13 protein-coding genes are annotated in these 15,977 nt (G+C 74.1%); 5 read left to right on the top strand and 8 right to left on the bottom strand.

What is annotated here, in order from left to right:
• Positions 1-14 precede the first annotated feature (14 nt).
• Together ACIRRU_RS16800 and ACIRRU_RS16795 are read right to left on the bottom strand one after the other, a co-directional pair.
• Entirely contained in the window at positions 15-1,094 is a 1,080-nt protein-coding gene (locus ACIRRU_RS16800) for a Zn-dependent alcohol dehydrogenase (protein ID WP_403680922.1), read from the bottom strand.
• Between the two features lie 90 nt (positions 1,095-1,184).
• Positions 1,185-2,579 carry an aldehyde dehydrogenase family protein gene (locus ACIRRU_RS16795; protein ID WP_403680920.1) on the bottom strand — a complete coding sequence of 465 codons (1,395 nt, stop codon included), beginning with the start codon at positions 2,577-2,579 and terminating at the stop codon, positions 1,185-1,187.
• A 215-nt stretch (positions 2,580-2,794) separates the two neighbouring features.
• Between ACIRRU_RS16795 and ACIRRU_RS16790 the strand changes: the two genes are divergently transcribed.
• The gene (locus tag ACIRRU_RS16790) at positions 2,795-3,289 is read left to right on the top strand and encodes a DinB family protein (RefSeq protein ID WP_403680918.1); all 495 of its coding nucleotides are present in this window, start codon (positions 2,795-2,797) and stop codon (positions 3,287-3,289) included.
• On the opposite strand, the gene ACIRRU_RS16785 is transcribed toward ACIRRU_RS16790, so the two are convergent.
• The 4 genes from ACIRRU_RS16785 to ACIRRU_RS16770 form a co-directional block, all read right to left on the bottom strand.
• Positions 3,264-4,553, bottom strand: coding sequence for an MFS transporter (locus ACIRRU_RS16785; RefSeq protein ID WP_403680916.1), 1,290 nt, complete (start codon positions 4,551-4,553; stop codon positions 3,264-3,266). The genes ACIRRU_RS16790 and ACIRRU_RS16785 overlap by 26 nt on opposite strands.
• A 26-nt stretch (positions 4,554-4,579) precedes the next feature.
• Positions 4,580-6,022 carry a CitMHS family transporter gene (locus ACIRRU_RS16780; protein ID WP_403680913.1) on the bottom strand — a complete coding sequence of 481 codons (1,443 nt, stop codon included), beginning with the start codon at positions 6,020-6,022 and terminating at the stop codon, positions 4,580-4,582.
• A gap of 135 nt (positions 6,023-6,157) precedes the next feature.
• Entirely contained in the window at positions 6,158-8,341 is a 2,184-nt protein-coding gene (locus tag ACIRRU_RS16775) for a molybdopterin-dependent oxidoreductase (RefSeq protein WP_403680911.1), read from the bottom strand.
• 356 nt (positions 8,342-8,697) lie between these two features.
• On the bottom strand, positions 8,698-9,324 hold the full coding sequence (locus ACIRRU_RS16770; protein WP_403680910.1) for a TetR family transcriptional regulator: 627 nt from the start codon (positions 9,322-9,324) through the stop codon (positions 8,698-8,700).
• A gap of 191 nt (positions 9,325-9,515) precedes the next feature.
• Between ACIRRU_RS16770 and hmgA the strand changes: the two genes are divergently transcribed.
• The 4 genes from hmgA to ACIRRU_RS16750 all read left to right on the top strand — a co-directional run bounded on the left by hmgA (position 9,516) and on the right by ACIRRU_RS16750 (position 14,471).
• Entirely contained in the window at positions 9,516-10,835 is a 1,320-nt protein-coding gene (gene hmgA / locus ACIRRU_RS16765) for a homogentisate 1,2-dioxygenase (RefSeq protein WP_403680908.1), read from the top strand.
• A 53-nt stretch (positions 10,836-10,888) separates the two neighbouring features.
• Entirely contained in the window at positions 10,889-11,695 is an 807-nt protein-coding gene (locus tag ACIRRU_RS16760) for a GntR family transcriptional regulator (protein ID WP_403680906.1), read from the top strand.
• Between the two features lie 72 nt (positions 11,696-11,767).
• Positions 11,768-13,129: a type ISP restriction/modification enzyme gene (locus ACIRRU_RS16755; protein ID WP_403680904.1), complete on the top strand. Its 1,362-nt coding sequence runs from the start codon at positions 11,768-11,770 to the stop codon at positions 13,127-13,129.
• A gap of 145 nt (positions 13,130-13,274) precedes the next feature.
• Positions 13,275-14,471: a CaiB/BaiF CoA transferase family protein gene (locus ACIRRU_RS16750; protein WP_403680902.1), complete on the top strand. Its 1,197-nt coding sequence runs from the start codon at positions 13,275-13,277 to the stop codon at positions 14,469-14,471.
• A 47-nt stretch (positions 14,472-14,518) separates the two neighbouring features.
• Here ACIRRU_RS16750 and ACIRRU_RS16745 read toward each other — a convergent pair whose 3' ends face one another.
• Positions 14,519-14,782 (bottom strand): hypothetical protein, encoded by a 264-nt coding sequence (locus ACIRRU_RS16745; RefSeq protein WP_363204664.1) that lies wholly within the window; start codon positions 14,780-14,782, stop codon positions 14,519-14,521.
• Positions 14,783-15,043: 261 nt separating this feature from the next.
• Positions 15,044-15,847 carry an SGNH/GDSL hydrolase family protein gene (locus ACIRRU_RS16740; protein WP_403680899.1) on the bottom strand — a complete coding sequence of 268 codons (804 nt, stop codon included), beginning with the start codon at positions 15,845-15,847 and terminating at the stop codon, positions 15,044-15,046.
• Positions 15,848-15,977: the final 130 nt, after the last annotated feature.

Here is a 15,977-nt window from a genome sequence, read left to right as displayed (position 1 = left end):
CGCTCGGACACCCCCTAGAACACGACCAGGGCCCGGCCGCCCCGGCCCGCGGTCATGTGGTCGAAGGCGGCGGGGATGCCGTCCAGACCGATGCGGTCGGTGACCATCATCGACAGGTCGAAGCGGCCCGCGCGGATGTGGTCGGCCAGCGCGGGCAGGTCGCGGGCCGGGTCGCTGTCGCCGTAGACGCACCCCGTCAGGGAGCGGCCCCAGTGGAAGATCTCCAGGGCGTTGAACGTGACCTCCTGGTCCTTGCCGCCGATCCCGACGACCGTGGTGCGGCCGCCGCGCCGGGTGGAGTCCCAGGCGGCCCGGATGGACACGGGCCGCCCGACGCACTCCACGGCGACGTCCGCGCCCTGGCCGCCGGTGAGTTTCCGGATCTCGCGCGGGGTGGTGGCGGAGGCGACGACGTAGTCGGTGGCCCCGGCGCCCCGGGCCAGCTCCTCCTTGGCCGGGGAGACGTCGACCGCGATGATCCGGGAGGCGCCCGCGATCCGGGCGGCCTGGAGGACGGCGAGGCCGATGCCGCCGATACCGAGGACGACGACGCTCTCGCCCGCGCGGACCCGGGCGCTGTGGTGGACCGCGCCGTAGCCGGTGAGGACCGCGCAGCCGAGGAGTGCGGCGTCGGTGAGGGGGATGCCCTCGGGGGCGGGGAGCACGCAGTTCGCGGCGACGACGGTCTCCTCCGCGAAGGCGGCCACGTTGAGGCCGGGGTGGAGATCGGTGCCGTCCGCCGTACGGGCGTGGAGATGTGCCGCCCCCTTCAGCGCGTCGGCGCAGAGCCACACCTCCCCGATGCCGCAGTGGAAGCAGGTCCCGCAGGAGGGCGCCCAGTTGAGGACCACCCCGTCGCCCGGCGCGACGTGCGTGACGCCCTCACCGACCGCCAGGACCCGCCCGGCGCCCTCGTGGCCGAGTACGGCGGGCACCGGGACCCGCAGGGTGCCGTTGGACAGGGACAGGTCTGAGTGGCAGACCCCGGCGGCGGCGAGCCCGACGCGCACCTGGCCGGGACCGGGCTCCGGCAGGACGATGTCGGTGAGCTCCAGCGGAGCTCCGACGGCGGGCAGTACGGCGGCGCGGACCACGGGCAGGCTCCTTGCGGGAGGGGTTTCCGCCCGCGGACAGGGGTGCCGTGAGCGGACGGACGGATGTCTCGTGCGGACGGGGCCGCGGGTTCAGAACTGGAGCGACTTGGTCTGGAGGTACTCCGCCAGGCCGTGCGGGCCCAGTTCGCGGCCGACCCCCGACTGCTTGTAGCCGCCGAACGGGGCCATCGGGTTGAACCGGCCGCCGTTGATGTCGACCTGTCCGGTGTCCATCCGGCGGGCGAAGGCCACCGCCTCCGCCTCGTTAGCGGCCCACACGGCGCCCGCGAGCCCGTACACGGTGCCGTTGGCGATGCGCAGCGCGTCCTCCACGTCCTCGTAGCGCAGGATCGCGACGACCGGACCGAAGATCTCCTCCTGGGCGATCGTCATGTCCGGGGTGACGTCCGCGAAGACGGTCGGGCTGATGTAGTAGCCGGTCTCCCGGGGGGCGTCGGGGCCGCCCGCGATCAGCCGGGCCCCCTCCTCGACGCCCTTCTCGATGTAACCGCGCACCCGGGCCCGCTGCTCGGCGTTGACGAGCGGGCCGACCCGCTCCCCGACGACGTACTCGGTGACGGCGTTCGCCGCCAGCTCCACGGCCTCGTCGTACCGCTCGGCGTCCACCAGCATCCGGGTCCAGGCGCTGCACGTCTGGCCCGAGTTGGTCATCACGTTGGCGATCCCGGCGCCGACGGCCCTGGCGAGGTCGGCGCCGGGGAGGATGACGTTGGCGGACTTGCCGCCCAGTTCGAGGGCGACGCGCTTGACGGCGGCCCCGGCGGTGGCTCCGATGAGACGGCCCACCGCGGTCGAGCCGGTGAACGAGACCAGGTCGACGTCCTCGTGGGCGGCGAGCGCCTTCCCGGCGACCGGGCCGAGGCCGGTGACCAGGTTGAAGACCCCGGGCGGCAGACCGGCGGCCTCGGTGGCCTCGGCGAAGAGCTGGGCGGTGAGCGGGGTGTCCTCGGCGGGCTTGAGGACGACCGTGCAGCCCGCGGCGAGGGCGGGGGCGACCTTGGCGACGATCTGGTGGAGCGGGTAGTTCCAGGGCGTGATCGCACCCACCACCCCGACCGGCTCCAGGAGCACGGTGGAGTTGCCGATCCGCTCCTCGAAGCTGTGGCGGGCGGCCAGTTCGGCGTACGAGGCGGCGACCAGGACGGGGACGCCCGCGTGGACCATCCGCGAGAGCGGCAGTGGCGCGCCCAGCTCGGCGGTGATCGTCGCGGCCAGCACGTCCTTGCGGGCGGACAGCGCGTCGGCCAGCGCGGTGAGCCGGGCGGCACGCTCGGCGGGCGGGGTCGCGGCCCACGCGGGGAAGGCGGCGCGGGCCGCCCGTACCGCCGCGTCGACGTCCTCGGCGGTCCCCGCCGGCACCCGGGCGATGACCTGCTCGTCCGCCGGGTTCACGACCGGGATCGTGTCCTGCCCGGCGGCGGGCCGCCACGCGCCGTCGATGTACATCTGGTCATGGGCCTGCATGGCTGTTTCCTCCCGGACGTGCGGTGCGGAGCGCCGAAGCCGTGCGGCGGGCGCGGGGCGACCGTCGCACCCGCCCAAACTAGCGCTGTTAGTTTTGGGATGCCAGAGAGCCCCACAGACTCCCGTCACGCCCCCGTATCACCCTTCCCCGCAGCGGACTTGCCGGAACAGCAAGTCTCCTCGCCCGGCGACGGCCCGCCCGGCAGACTGGGCCCATGCCCACCTCACCCCGCCCCGCGCGCCGCCGCGACACTCCCCCGCCCCGGACCGCCAACAGCGAGGCCGAAGTGCTGCGCGGGTTCCTCGACTACCTCCGTGAGTCCGTCGCCGCGAAGGTCGAGGGCGCGCCCGAACCACAGGTCCGTACCGCCCAGGTGGCCTCGGGCACCAATCTGCTGGGGCTCCTCAACCACCTCACCTCCGTCGAGCGGGCCACGTTCCTCGGGGACCGGGTCACCGACTGGCAGGCGACCCTCCACGCCGCGCCGGACGCCGGGGTGGACGAGGTCGTCGCCCGCTACCGGCAGGCGGTCGCCGAGGCGAACGCGGTCCTCGACGGATGCGCCGACCTCGGCGCCCCGGTGCCCCGGCCGGGCGGGTCCGCGCCGAGCGTGCGCTGGGCGCTCACCCACCTGATCGAGGAGACCGGCCGGCACGCCGGGCACGCGGACATCCTGCGCGAACTCATCGACGGTTCGACCGGGCGCTGACCTCCGGGGCGCCGTCGGCCCCGGGGCCGTCCGCGGCGGCGGTCTCGGGCGACGCACCGGTCCGGGCGGCGCCCGGCGGCGCGCCGCCCCCGCGCAGCCCGAGCCCGGCCGCGCCCAGCAGCAGCACCCCGAGCAGGACGAACGGAGCACCCACCCCCGCCGCACCGGCGATCAGCCCGGCCCCGGCGGGCGCGGCGACCTGGCCGAGCCGGTTGCCGGTGAGGCGCAGGGCGAGCGCGGTGGAACGGGCCCCCTCGGGGGCGGCGCGCACCACGGTGGTCATCGACAGCGGCTGGCCCACACCGAGACAGAACCCGAGCACGCCCAGCATCACGGCGAGGACCGGTACGGACACGGGCAGCGCGACGCCCGCGCAGAGCAGCGCGGCGAGCAGGCAGCTGACGGTCAGCAGGGCCCGGCGGCCGAGCAGCCGAAGCAGCGGGGTCATCACCAGGCGGCAGGCGATGGTGGCGGCGGCCCGCAGGCTGAGCAGCAGCCCGACGGTGGCCGGGGCGATGGAGCGGTGCTCGCCGACGACCGGCAGGTAGGCGGTGAGGATGTCGGTGGCGGAGAGCACGGCCAGGCTGATGAAGATGCCCGCCGGGACACCGCGCGTCCCCAGGATCGAGCGGACCGGGACCTTGCGGTCCGGCTTTCCGGCGGCGGAGCCGGTCGCCGTGCGGTGCTCGATGCGCCACAGCGAGGTGAGGGCGGCCGCGGCGACCCCCGCCGAGACGAGGAGCGCGAGGGCGCTCGTACGGTCCAGCGCCCCGCCCTCGGCGGAGATGAGGCCGCCCGCGGCGACCGGGCCGACGAGCTGCCCCAGGGACGCGCCGATGGTGAAGTGCCCGAAGTCGCGGTCCTGTTCCGCGGGGGCGGACTGCCGGGCCACGATCGACTGCGCGCCGATGACGAAGCAGAGGTGGCCGAGGCCCATCACCCCGCTCCAGGCGGCCATCGCGGGCAGCGAGGAGGCCGTCGCGCTCAGGGCGCAGCCGCCGCCGATCAGCAGCACGCCGAGCGGCAGCAGCGGCGCGCACCGGCCGTGGTCGGTGCGGCGGCCGAGCGGGACGGCGACGAACAGCGGGAGCAGGGCGTACACCCCGGCGATGACGCCGACGGCCGTCTCGTCCGCCCCGAGCGCGAGGGCCCGGTAGGAGACGGCGGGCCGCGCCATCGACACCGCCCCCTGCGCGAAGGCGAAGGCGATGACGAGGCGTAGCAGCCAGCCCCGGCCGGGCCGGGTTCGCGGTGCGGATGGCATCAGGGGTGTCCAGGGGTGCGGGGGCGTCAGATCGTGCCGAACAGGATGCCCGCCCCGAGCACCACGAGCGAGGTGAGGACGGCCCACTTGACGGTGAAGCGGGTGTGGTCGCCGAACTCGACCTTCGCCATGCCGACGAGGACGTACACCGCGGGTACCAGCGGCGAGGACATGTGCAGCGCCTGGCCCGCCAGGGAGGCGCGGGCGATCTCCAGCGGGGAGACGCCGTGGGCGGCGCCCGCCTCGGCGAGGACGGGGACGACGCCGAAGTAGAAGCCGTCGTTGGACATGAAGTACGTCAGCGGCAGGCTGAGCAGGCCGGTGACGATGGCCATGTGCGGGCCCATCGCGTCGGGGACGGTGGAGACGACCCAGTCGGCCATGTGCTCGACCATGCCGGTGCCGGTGAGGACACCGGTGAAGACGGCGGCGGCGAAGACCATGCCGGAGACGTTGAGAACGTTGTCGGCGTGGGCGGCGATCCGGGCCCGCTGGTCGGGCATGTGGGGGAAGTTGACGGTGAGGGCGAGGGCCGCGCCCAGCAGGAAGAGCACCGGAATGGGCAGCAGCTCCATGATCATCGCGGTGAGCAGCGCGACGGTGAGACCGGCGTTGAACCAGTAGAGCCTGGGGCGGAGCGTGGGCCGGTTCGGGTCGAGGCCCTTGAACTCCTCCTCGTCGTCCCCGGCATCCCCGGACGCCGTGTCCCTCCCGACGCCCGCACCCGGCGCGGCGGGGTTCTCGCGCAGCGGACCGCCACCGCCCGTGCCGCCCGCGGCGGCCGTACCGCCGCCGACCGTCACGGTCTCCAGCTCCGGCTCCGGCTGCCGGACGAGCGTCTCGTCCAGGCTGAGCACGCCCAGGCGCTTGCGCTCGCGGCGGCCCAGTACGTAGGCGAGCAGGAACACCGCGAGCAGTCCGACGGCCAGCGCCGGGATCATGGGGACGAAGATCTCGGAGGCGTCCAGCTTGAGGGCGGTCGCCGCGCGGGCGGTAGGGCCGCCCCAGGGCAGGGTGTTCATGACGCCGTTCGCGGTGGCCGCGACGCCGGTCATCACCACCAGGCTCATCTTCAGCCGTTTGTAGAGCGGATACATCGCCGAGACGGTGATCATGAAGGTGGTGGAGCCGTCCCCGTCCAGCGAGACGATCGCGGCGAGCACCGCCGTACCGACGACGACCCGCATCGGGTCGGCCTTGCAGAACCGCAGGATGCCCCGGACGATCGGATCGAACAGGCCGACGTCGATCATCACGCCGAAGTACACGATGGCGAACATCAGCATGGCGGCGGTCGGCGCCAGGTTGCCGACGCCGTCGATGACGTAGTCGCCGAGCTGCGCTCCCTGTCCGACGGCGACACAGAATAGCGCGGGGATCAGTACGAGCGCCGCGATCGGCGACATCTTCTTCGTCATGATCAGGACCAGGAAGGTCGCGATCATGGCGAAGCCGAGGATTGTCAGCATGGGGGATACCTAACGTTCATCCTTGAACTCCCACCGGTCTCGGCGGTCCGGACGACGTTAGGGTCCCTCCCGAAGAGTTAACAAGACGTTGACGCGTGAGCAATACGAGCAAAACCCCAGGTCAACGCGGTGGTGTTAGGGGGCGGGGGTCACCGAGACCGGGATGGCGTTCAGCACCGCCGTCCCCGAGAGCGGGTCCAGGAGGGTGCCGTCGAGCAGCTGGTTCACGTTGGCGCCGGGGTGGGCGGCGGCGACCGCCATCCGGGTTCCGGGGCGGCTGTGGCCCCACCCGTGCGGGAGGCTCACCACACCGCTGCGCACGGTGTCCGTGATCTCGGCCGGGGCCTCGATCGCACCGCCCGACGACGCGATCCGCACGGTGGCCCCGTCCACGACCCCGAGGCGGTCCGCGTCGTCGGGGTGGACCTGGAGGGTGCAGACGTTGCTGCCGCCGGTGAGCGAGCCGACGTTGTGCATCCAGCTGTTGTTGGACCGCAGATGGCGGCGGCCGACCAGGACGAGCGGGGCCGGGCGGCCGCCCAGCGCCCGGCGCAGGCGCGGCAGATCGGCGGCGATCGGGGCGGGCAGCAGTTCGACGCGGCCGGAGCGGGTGCGCAGGACCTCCGGGAGGCGGGGTCGCAGCGGGCCGAGGTCGATGCCGTGCGGGTGGGCCAGCAGCCGCTCCAGCGTCAGGCCGTACGGGCCGAGCCGCAGCATCAGGTCGAGGCGGCGTTCGGGGCCGCTGTCGCCGGTGAGCTCGCCGGCTAGCTCGGCGGGGGCGCCCGCCCGGGTGAGGGCGGTGGTGACGGCGAGGTCGTCGACGGCGGCGGGCGGGGTGCCGTGCGTCCCGCTCACGGCCAGGATCAGCCGGGCGTGGATCTCGCTCTCGTCCATCCGCCCCTCCTCCAGGGGGACGGGGGCGCGGGTGTAGCGGACCTGGTTGCGGACGGCGAAGGAGTTGAACGCGAAGTCGAAGTGGGCGCTCTGCGAGGGCGGCGGCGGGGGCAGCACGACGTCCGCGTGGCGGGAGGTCTCGTTGAGGTACGGGTCGACGCTGACCATGAAGTCCAGCCCGCCGGAGAGGGCCGCGTCGAGCCGGTCGCCGTCGGGTGCGGAGAGCACCGGGTTGGCGGCGAGGACGAGCAGGGCGCGGATGCGGTCGTCGCCGGGGGTGTCGATCTCCTCGGCCAGTGCGGCGATGGGCAGTTCGCCCTTCGCCTCGGGGTGGCCGGAGACCCGGGACGCCCAGCGGCCGAGCGCGAAGCCCTTGCCGGGGGCGGCGGGGCGGGGTGCGCGAGCTGTCGCGGAGAGCGGGAACAGCGCACCGCCGGGGCGGTCCAGGTTGCCGCTGAGGATGTTGAGGACGTCCACCAGCCAGCTGGCGAGGGTCCCGTGCTCCACGGTGCAGCTGCCGATGCGCCCGTAGACGGCGGCGGTGGGGGCGGCGGCCAGTTCGCGGGCGAGCACGGTGATGGTGCCCGCCTCCACGTCGCAGGCGGGAGCGACCGCTTCCGGGGTGAAGTCGTGCAGGGCCGCGGCCAGTTCGTCGAGCCCCTCCAGGTGTTCGGCGAGCGCTCCGGGGTCGGCGAGCTTCTCGGCGAGGAGGGTGTGCGCGATCGCCGCCAGGAGCAGGGCGTCCGCGCCGGGCCGGATCGGCACGTGCCGGTCGGCGAGGCGGGCGGTGCGGGTGCGGCGGGGGTCCACGACGGTGAGGGTGCCGCCGCGTCGGCGCAGGGCCCGGAGGCGGCCGGGGAAGTCGGGGGCGGTGCAGAGGCTGCCGTTGGACTCCAGCGGGTTGGCGCCGATCAGGAGGAGGTGTCCGGTGCGGTCGAGGTCCGGTACGGGGATGGCGTTCGGGTCGCCGAAGAGGAGGCCGCTGGAGACGTGCTTGGGCATCTGGTCCAGGGTGCTCGCGGTGAACACGTTGCGGGTGCGCAGGGCCCCCAGCAGCAGCGGCGGATAGAGGGAGCCCGCCATGGTGTGCACGTTGGGGTTGCCGAGGACCACGCCGACGGCCTGGGGGCCGTGCGCCTCCGTCAGGGCCGGTATCCGCGCGGCGACGAGGTCGAACGCCTCGTCCCAGGAGGCGTCCCGCAACTCGCCGTCCGCGCCGCGCACCAGGGGGGTGCGCAGCCGGTCGGGGTCGGCGTCGAGGCCGCCGAAGGACGCGCCCTTGGGGCAGACGAAGCCCCGGCTGAAGATGTCGTCGTGGTCGCCGCGCGCATTGGTGACGGTCGTCCCCTCGATGGTGAGGGTCAGGCCGCAGGTGGCCTCGCAGAGGGGGCAGATGCGCGGTGCGGTACGGGAGTCGTGCGACATGGGCCCTCCCCGGGGCGGCTGCGGCGACGGCACACGGACGGGGCCGGGCGGGGGTGGACGCCCGGCCCGCCCGAGCATACCGACCGGTACGCATGGCGGGGAGGCGTCGAGCGGTACGGATCGATGACCGTGCGGCCCCGGCGGGCGCAACGGCGGCACCGGCCGGGGGTTTCAGGCCGTCCTCGCCGACCGGTCCGGCCCCGGCGGGCGCACGGCGGCGGCATACGCGGGCGGCAGTCGGGGGGGCCAAGCGGCCCGGAGCACCCCCGGCACCCACGGGGCCGCATCGGGCGGCGGCGGGCGGGGACACCGGACGGCAGCGAGGGGAGGCGGACCCGTGCGGCGGGCGGCGCTCGTCAGTCCAGGGTCTGCGCGAGGTAGGACCTGACCAGGGTCCGGGTCTCGGCGACGATGGCCCCGTCCCCCGACGGGTGCGTACGGAAGGCGAGTTGCAGCAGGGCGTCGGCCGCTTCCACGCTGACCAGGATCGCCCGGGACAGGCTCTCGTCGGGGCTGCGCCCGAGGTGCCCGGCGAGCAGTCCGGCGAGCCGGTCCGCGAGGCGCCGGTTGGCGTCCTCCGCGGTGTCCCCGGGTTCGGCCGGGAACGGCGGCCCGAAGTCGACCAGGGCGAAGCCGGGGACGGTCCGCTTCATCGCCAGGTACTCGTCCAGCACCGCGTCGATGGCCGCACGCCAGTCGTCGGCGGGGAGGGCGGCCAGCCGGGCGGTGATGCGCTCGGCGTAACGGTCCAGGTTGCGCAGCGCGAGGGCGTCGACGAGTGCGCGCTTGTTGGAGAAGAACCGGTAGACGGAGCCGATCGGCACTTCGGCCCGCTCGGCGACGGCGCGGGTGGTGAGCTGCTCGTAGCCGGACTCGTCCAGGAGTGCGGCGCAGGCGTCGAGTATCCGGGCCAGGCGGTCCGCGCTGCGCTGCTGCACGGGGGCGCGGCGGAGGTTCGGGTTCACGGGAGGCACGGGCCCCATGATGCCGTGGGCCCCGCGCCCGGCAGACGGCGGAGGCCCCCCTTCCGGACCGGCCCGGACCGGCCCGGACGGGCCACGATCGGCCCGCCGCACGCCGTGTGCCGTTGACGTGCCGCGTTCCCATTCCTACGGTGGCCCATAGGATTCGTTGTCCGGCGGATCCGAGGCTTCTTGGGCACCGGGAGTGCGGGATGAGCGCGATCGAGCAGGCGAGGAAGACGGCCGAAGGGCTGGCGTACTCCTCCGGTTTCGGCAACGAGCACAGCACGGAGGCGGTCCCCGGGGCGCTGCCGCACGGCCGCAACTCCCCCCAGCGGGCCCCGCTCGGGCTGTACGCGGAGCAGCTGAGCGGTTCGGCGTTCACCGAGCCGCGCGCCCACAACCTCCGCTCGTGGCTCTACCGGATCCGCCCGTCCGCCGCGCACCCCGCCTTCACCCGGATCAGCAACGGCCGTCTGGACTCGGCGCCGTTCACCGGGTCGGCGCCCGACCCGAACCGGCTCCGCTGGAATCCGCTGCCCGACCCCGCGCCCGGCACGGACTTCCTGGACGGCCTGTGGACGCTCGGCGGCAACGGGGACGCCACCCAGCGCACCGGGATGGCGATCCACCTGTACCACGCCAACTCCCCCATGAACGACCGGGTGTTCAGCGACGCGGACGGCGAGCTGCTGATCGTCCCCGAGCGCGGCGGGCTGCTGCTGCGCACCGAGCTGGGCCTGCTGCGCGCCGAGCCGGGCCAGGTCGCGCTGATCCCGCGCGGGGTGCGCTTCCGGGTGGAGCCGCTGGCAGAGTCCGTGCGCGGATACGTCTGCGAGAACTACGGCCGCCCGTTCGTGCTGCCGGACCTCGGCCCGATCGGGGCGAACGGCCTGGCGAACGCCCGGGACTTCCTCGCCCCCGTCGCCGCCTACGAGGACGAGGACCGGCCGGTGGAGGTGGTGAACAAGTTCTGCGGCAACCTCTGGTCGGCGACGTACGACCACTCGCCCCTGGACGTCGTCGCCTGGCACGGCAACTACACCCCCTACGTCTACGACCTGCACCGGTTCAACGTGATGGGGAGCATCAGCTACGACCACCCCGACCCGTCGATCTTCACGGTCCTGACCTCGCCGTCCGACACTCCGGGGCTCGCCGGGGTGGACTTCGTGGTCTTCGCCCCGCGCTGGCTGGTCGGTGAGGACACCTTCCGGCCGCCGTACTTCCACCGGAACGTGATGAGCGAGTACATGGGGCTGATCCAGGGGGCGTACGACGCGAAGGCGGACGGCTTCGTCCCCGGCGGCGGCTCCCTGCACAACATGATGTCGGCGCACGGTCCGGACCGGGACACCTTCGAACGGGCCAGTGCGGCGGAGCTCACGCCGCAGAAGATCGACGACGGCCTGGCCTTCATGTTCGAGACCCGCTGGCCGGTCACCGCGACCGCCCAGGCGGCCTCCGCGGACCATCTGCAACGCGGCTACGACGACGTATGGCAGGGTCTGACCCGCGACTTCCGGCCATAGAATCCGGTCGGCGGCCGGTGGGCCCGCGGGGGCGGGACAGGACGGGGACGGACATGACCGAGAGCCATGAGCGGGCCGGGGCGGGCGACGGTACGGACCAGCCGCGCCGGCCGCCCGCCTTCGCCCCCGACTCCCTCGTCCTGAACCGGAAGCTGCCGCTCTGGTACCAGGTCTCCCAGTCGCTGCGGGCCTCGATACTGGGCCGCCCCCGGGACGCCCCCGCCCGGCTGCCCACCGAGGAACAGCTCGCCGCGCACTACGGCGTCAGCGTCCTCACGATGCGGCAGGCGCTGAAGGAACTGGAGACGGAGGGGCTGATCAGCCGGCACCGGCGGCGCGGCACGTTCATCGAGCCGCGCGCCCGCCGGGTCTCCCCGGTGCGGCTGCTGGGATCGGTCGACGCGATCGTCGCCCAGCAGTCCGGGGAGGCCACGACGGTTCTCGGCCACGGGATGGTCCCGGTGCCCGGCGATCTCGCGGAGTTCTTCCCGGACTGCGCCGAGGTGGTCAGCTACCGGCGGCTGCGCCGCGACGGCGACAGCGACGAGCCGACCAACTGGGCGGAGAACGCGGTGCGCCCCGAGGTCGCCGCCCGGATCGAGGTGACCGACCTCGAACGCTGGCCGATGACGAAGGTGCTGCGCGATGTGGCCGGGGTGCGGATCTCCCGGATCACCGACACGGTCGAGGCGCGGCTCGCCGACCCGGTCACCGCCGGTCTGCTCCGGGTCCCGCTGCTGAGCCCGATCCTGCACTACACCGGCGTGACGTACGACGAGGAGGGGCGCGTCGTCGACGTGGCCCGGATTCGCTACCGGGGCGACCGTTTCTCGTTCTCGGTGACGGTGGAGGCCCACTGACCGGCCCCCCGGAGGCCCCTGGGTCGCCGTTACGATGCGAAAGGGTCACGGCGGACAGGGGAGGGCATCTCGGTGGCAGCGCGCAGGACGGCGGCGGCCGGAGCGGACGGGGAGACGGGGACCGGGACCGACACGGACACGGGGACCGGGACGGCGACAGGAACGGCGGCCGGGACGGGCGCGGAGTCCGCGGCCCACGCGCCCCGGGACGCCTCCTCGCCGCTGGACGCGTTCGTGCCGCTGGACGAGCTCATGCCGTGGTCGGTGCGGCCACTGCGGACCGGCCGGGCCTGGGTGAGCGGGCCCGACCCGGCCGCGCTGCGGACCCGCTGGGAGCTGCTGGCCGCCGCCGGGGACGCCGAGCAGGACCGGCTGTTCGCCCCCACCCGGTCCCGTACGCCGCTCACCTCGGTCGCCGCGCTGCCCGGCCAGTCCACCGGGACGGGCCGGTTCCGCCGTGAACCGGGCGTCTGCCCCGACCCCGTGCGCATCCTGCACGGCCCGTTCGACGAGCAGTGGCTGCTCCCCGACCACCGGCTGATCGACGCGGCGCGCCCGGAGCTGTGGCGGGTCGCCGACGAGCGGCAGCTGTTCACGGTCGAGCACGGGCAGGTGCCCCGGGCCGCCGGGCCCGCGCTGTCGGTGAGCCGCCTCCTGACCGACGGACACTCCCCCGCCGGGCGGCCGGGCCGCATCCGGCCGCTGTACCGGCGGCCCGGCGCCACCGACCCCAACCTGGCCCCGGGACTGCTGGAGGTGGTCCGCGCGCGGCTGGGGGTGGACGTCACCGCCGAGTCCTTCCTGGCCTGGACCCTGGCCGCCGCCCGGCCCGGCGCGTCCGGCTGCCGGGTCCCGCTGCCCGCCGACGCCGGGGTGTGGGCGCGGGGGGTCGAACTGGGCGAGGAGCTGACCCGGGTCCAGCTGCGCGGAGCCGGGGGCGGGGAGCGGCCCCGGCTGCCGGGCGGGCGCAGGCCCTATGTGCGGGCGGCGCTCCCGGCCCGGCCGGCCGGGATCGGCTACGACGCGGAGAGCGAGGCCCTGGTCATCGGCGACGGCCGCGTCTCGCCGGTGGCGGCCGGGGCCTGGGAGTTCACGGTGGGCGGGGTCCGGGTGCTGGAGCTGTGGTTCGCCCGCCGGGCGGCAGCCACGGGCGCGGGTGCCGGCGAGGCGGAGGGGCTGGCGGCGGTCGGGGCGGGCGACTGGCCCCGGGAGTGGACCTCGGAGCTGCTGGAGCTGGTCACCGTGCTGACCCTGCTGGACGAACTGCGGCCCCGGCAGGAGGCGTTGGGGTCCCAGGTGGACCGTTCTCCTCTGATCACCCCCGGCGAGCTGCGGGCGATTGGGGTGCTTCCGGTCCCGGCCGCGGCGCGCCGCCCCGCGTCGGTGCTCGGCCATCAGGAGGAGGGCCCGGAGGGACAGTTCGCGCTGCTGTGAGGCGCCACGCACCAGGGCCCGTCCTGACCCTGCCGTCGTCACCCAGACGTCGCGCGGCAGACGTCGCGCGGCAGGCGGCAGTGGAACGACAGGCCCCAGGGGCCGGGGGTGGCGAAAGCCCCGGCCACCAGGGTAAGCACGGTCCATGAGCACTCTTCCTCTCCCCCTCGACGGGGTCACCGTGGTGGCCGTCGAGCAGGCGGTCGCCGCCCCCTTCGCCACCCGGCAGCTCGCGGACCTCGGGGCCAGGGTCATCAAGGTGGAGCGCCCGGACGGCGGCGACTTTGCGCGCGGCTACGACACGGCGGCGGGCGGTCTCGCCTCGCACTTCGTCTGGTGCAACCGGGGCAAGGAGTCCCTGGCGGTCGACCTGAAGGACCCGCGCGGGCTGGCCGTGGTGCGGGAACTGGTCGCCGGAGCCGACGTGTTCGTGCAGAACCTGGCGCAGGGGGCGGCGGCCCGGCTCGGCCTGGACGCCGCCGCGCTCTGTGCCGCGCACCCGCGTCTGGTGGCGGTCGACATCTCCGGTTACGGGGCGGGCGGGCCGTACGCCCACAAGCGGGCCTACGACATGCTCGTCCAGTGCGAGGCGGGTCTGGTCTCGGTGACCGGGACCGCCGAGCGGCCGGTGAAGGCGGGGATTCCGGCGGCGGACATCGCGGCGGCCATGTACGCGTTCTCCGGGGTCCTCGCGGCGCTGCTGCGGCGGGCGACGACCGGGCGGGGCGGGCCGGTGGAGGTGTCCATGCTGGACGCGCTGGCCGAGTGGATGGGCCACCCGTTGCACCAGGGGATGCACGGAGCGACGCCCCCACCGCGTACCGGCCTCGCGCACTCGGTGATCGCGCCGTACGACGCCTTCGCCACGGCCGACGGCGAGGAGGTGCTGCTGTCCGTGCAGAACGACCGGGAGTGGCGGCGGCTGGCGGAACGGGCGCTGGGGCGACCGGAGTTGGCCGACGACCCGGACTTCGCGACGAACGCGGCCCGGACGGCGAACCGGGGGCGGACCGACGAGGCGGTGGCCGGGGCCCTGGCGAAGCTGACGGTCCGGGAGGCGGTGGACGCTCTTGAGGCGGCGGGCATCGCCTGTGCCCGGCTGAACTCGGTGGACGACGTGGCCGCGCACCCTCAGCTGACGGCACGGGACCGGTGGCGGGAGGTGGGGTCACCGGTGGGACCGCTGCGGGCGCTGCTGCCGCCGGTCACGCTGCCCGGGAGCGCGGAGGCGCGGATGGGACCCGTACCGGCGCTGGGCGAGCACACCGATGCGCTGCTGCGAGCCCTGGGGATGACGGACGAACAGGCATCGGTGCTGCGCCGGGACGGGGTGATCGCCTGAGCCGACCCGAGCGACGGGCCGGTCCGGTGGACGATGACGTACGTCGGTCAGCGGCGGCTGCCGAAGAGCGAACGCCGCAGCCTCCGCAGCGGTGCGAAGAGCGAGACGCGCGCGCTCCTGCTCCGGCGGCTGTGCGCGACGTCACGCGAGGTCAGCTCCCGCATCAGCAGCGTCGCTTCCGCCGCCTCGCGCTGCGGGACGACGGGGCCGCCGAGCACCGCGAGATGACGGTCGAGGCGCGTACTGGTCGCGCCGCTCCCGCAGGTGATGGCAGGCACTCGCGCCCTGCTCCGCATCGTTATCTGTTCCATGTCACTCCCCACCCGTACGAGGGCACCCGGTCCGGGCAGGTTAACCCTATCGTTCCCCGGAGACACGCGTGTATCCCGGACCCAGAATTGCGCACAGACATACGGAGGTTGACGGACCGTTATCCAATTCGCGCGATTCCCGGGCGTCTTCGGACACATCGGGCGGTTCACCCCGAAGCAGCCCTCGGCCGCCACCCAGGAAGGGGGTGGCGGCCGAGAGGAAGCCGGTACGCGGAAGAAGCGGACGAACGGGGAAAGGGGTCAGGCGGCGGACCTGAAGACCGGCAGATAGCCGCCCGACTGCCCGGCGGCGGTGGGGTGGTAGGACTCGCCGATGTTGAGCCAGTTCACGCTGTGCAGCCAGGAGTCGCCCGAGCAGATCTCGTGCCCGGTGAAGGCCGTCCGGACGTCGCCGAAGGTGAAGCCGTGGTCCGCGGCGCGCTTGGCGGTGGCCGCGTTGAGGTGGTCGGACGCGCCGTTGATGGCCGTGCGTTCCCGCTCGCTGAGACCGGCGACGCAGGAGCCGCTGAGCTGGTAGAAGCGGGGGTAGCCGAGGACGACGACCTGGGCGGCGGGGGCCTTGGCGCGGATCGCCGCATAGACGGAGTCGAGCCGGCCGGGCAGGGTCGAGTCGACGTAGGCGCGGGCGGTGGCGATCCGGTTGAGGCAGGTGGCCTCGGACTGGAGGACACAGGTCGTCATCACGTCGGCGAAGCCGGCGTCGTTGCCGCCGACGGAGACCGAGACGAGGTCGGTCGAGGCGTTCAGCGGGCCGAGCTGACCGCCCGTGACATCGTCGGTGCGGGCGCCCGAGCAGGCGGTGAAGTGGAACGAGGCCGGGGAGTTGGCGGCGGCCCAGAGAGCGGGGTAGGCGCGGGAGCTGCGCTTGCAGCTGGAGCCGTCGTAGCTGCCTGCCCCCACTCCGGAGGAGTAGGAGTCGCCGAGGGCGACGTAGTCGACGGCCTTGACGGACGCGTCGGCGTTCGCCGTTCCCGCACCGGTGAGGGCGAGGACGGCACCGAGCAGGAGAGAGGACGAGAACGCCACGAGTCTGGACATTTTCATGGAACCTCCTTGAGCAGGGGGTATCTGCCTACTCCGTAGTAGCAGCGCCCCGGCCCCTCCGGAAGTGTTCATGCCAAAAATAGATCCGGAGTGCTTCCGTCCGCCCCCGCGCGTTCACCCGGCGCTCCCC

The organism is Streptomyces sp. NPDC101181 (genome assembly GCF_044767975.1).
Taxonomy (GTDB): Bacteria; Actinomycetota; Actinomycetes; order Streptomycetales; family Streptomycetaceae; genus Streptomyces.
This window is presented reverse-complemented; position numbering and strand designations above follow the sequence as displayed.

Coding starts and splice junctions, on each gene's coding strand:
- ACIRRU_RS16760 (WP_403680906.1), top strand. CDS start 10,889: ATGACCGAGAGCCATGAGCGGGCCGGGGCGGGCGACGGTACGGACCAG.
- ACIRRU_RS16785 (WP_403680916.1), bottom strand. CDS start 4,553: ATGCCATCCGCACCGCGAACCCGGCCCGGCCGGGGCTGGCTGCTACGC.
- ACIRRU_RS16740 (WP_403680899.1), bottom strand. CDS start 15,847: ATGAAAATGTCCAGACTCGTGGCGTTCTCGTCCTCTCTCCTGCTCGGT.
- ACIRRU_RS16795 (WP_403680920.1), bottom strand. CDS start 2,579: ATGCAGGCCCATGACCAGATGTACATCGACGGCGCGTGGCGGCCCGCC.
- hmgA (WP_403680908.1), top strand. CDS start 9,516: ATGAGCGCGATCGAGCAGGCGAGGAAGACGGCCGAAGGGCTGGCGTAC.
- ACIRRU_RS16780 (WP_403680913.1), bottom strand. CDS start 6,022: ATGCTGACAATCCTCGGCTTCGCCATGATCGCGACCTTCCTGGTCCTG.
- ACIRRU_RS16790 (WP_403680918.1), top strand. CDS start 2,795: ATGCCCACCTCACCCCGCCCCGCGCGCCGCCGCGACACTCCCCCGCCC.
- ACIRRU_RS16745 (WP_363204664.1), bottom strand. CDS start 14,782: ATGGAACAGATAACGATGCGGAGCAGGGCGCGAGTGCCTGCCATCACC.
- ACIRRU_RS16770 (WP_403680910.1), bottom strand. CDS start 9,324: ATGGGGCCCGTGCCTCCCGTGAACCCGAACCTCCGCCGCGCCCCCGTG.
- ACIRRU_RS16750 (WP_403680902.1), top strand. CDS start 13,275: ATGAGCACTCTTCCTCTCCCCCTCGACGGGGTCACCGTGGTGGCCGTC.
- ACIRRU_RS16775 (WP_403680911.1), bottom strand. CDS start 8,341: ATGTCGCACGACTCCCGTACCGCACCGCGCATCTGCCCCCTCTGCGAG.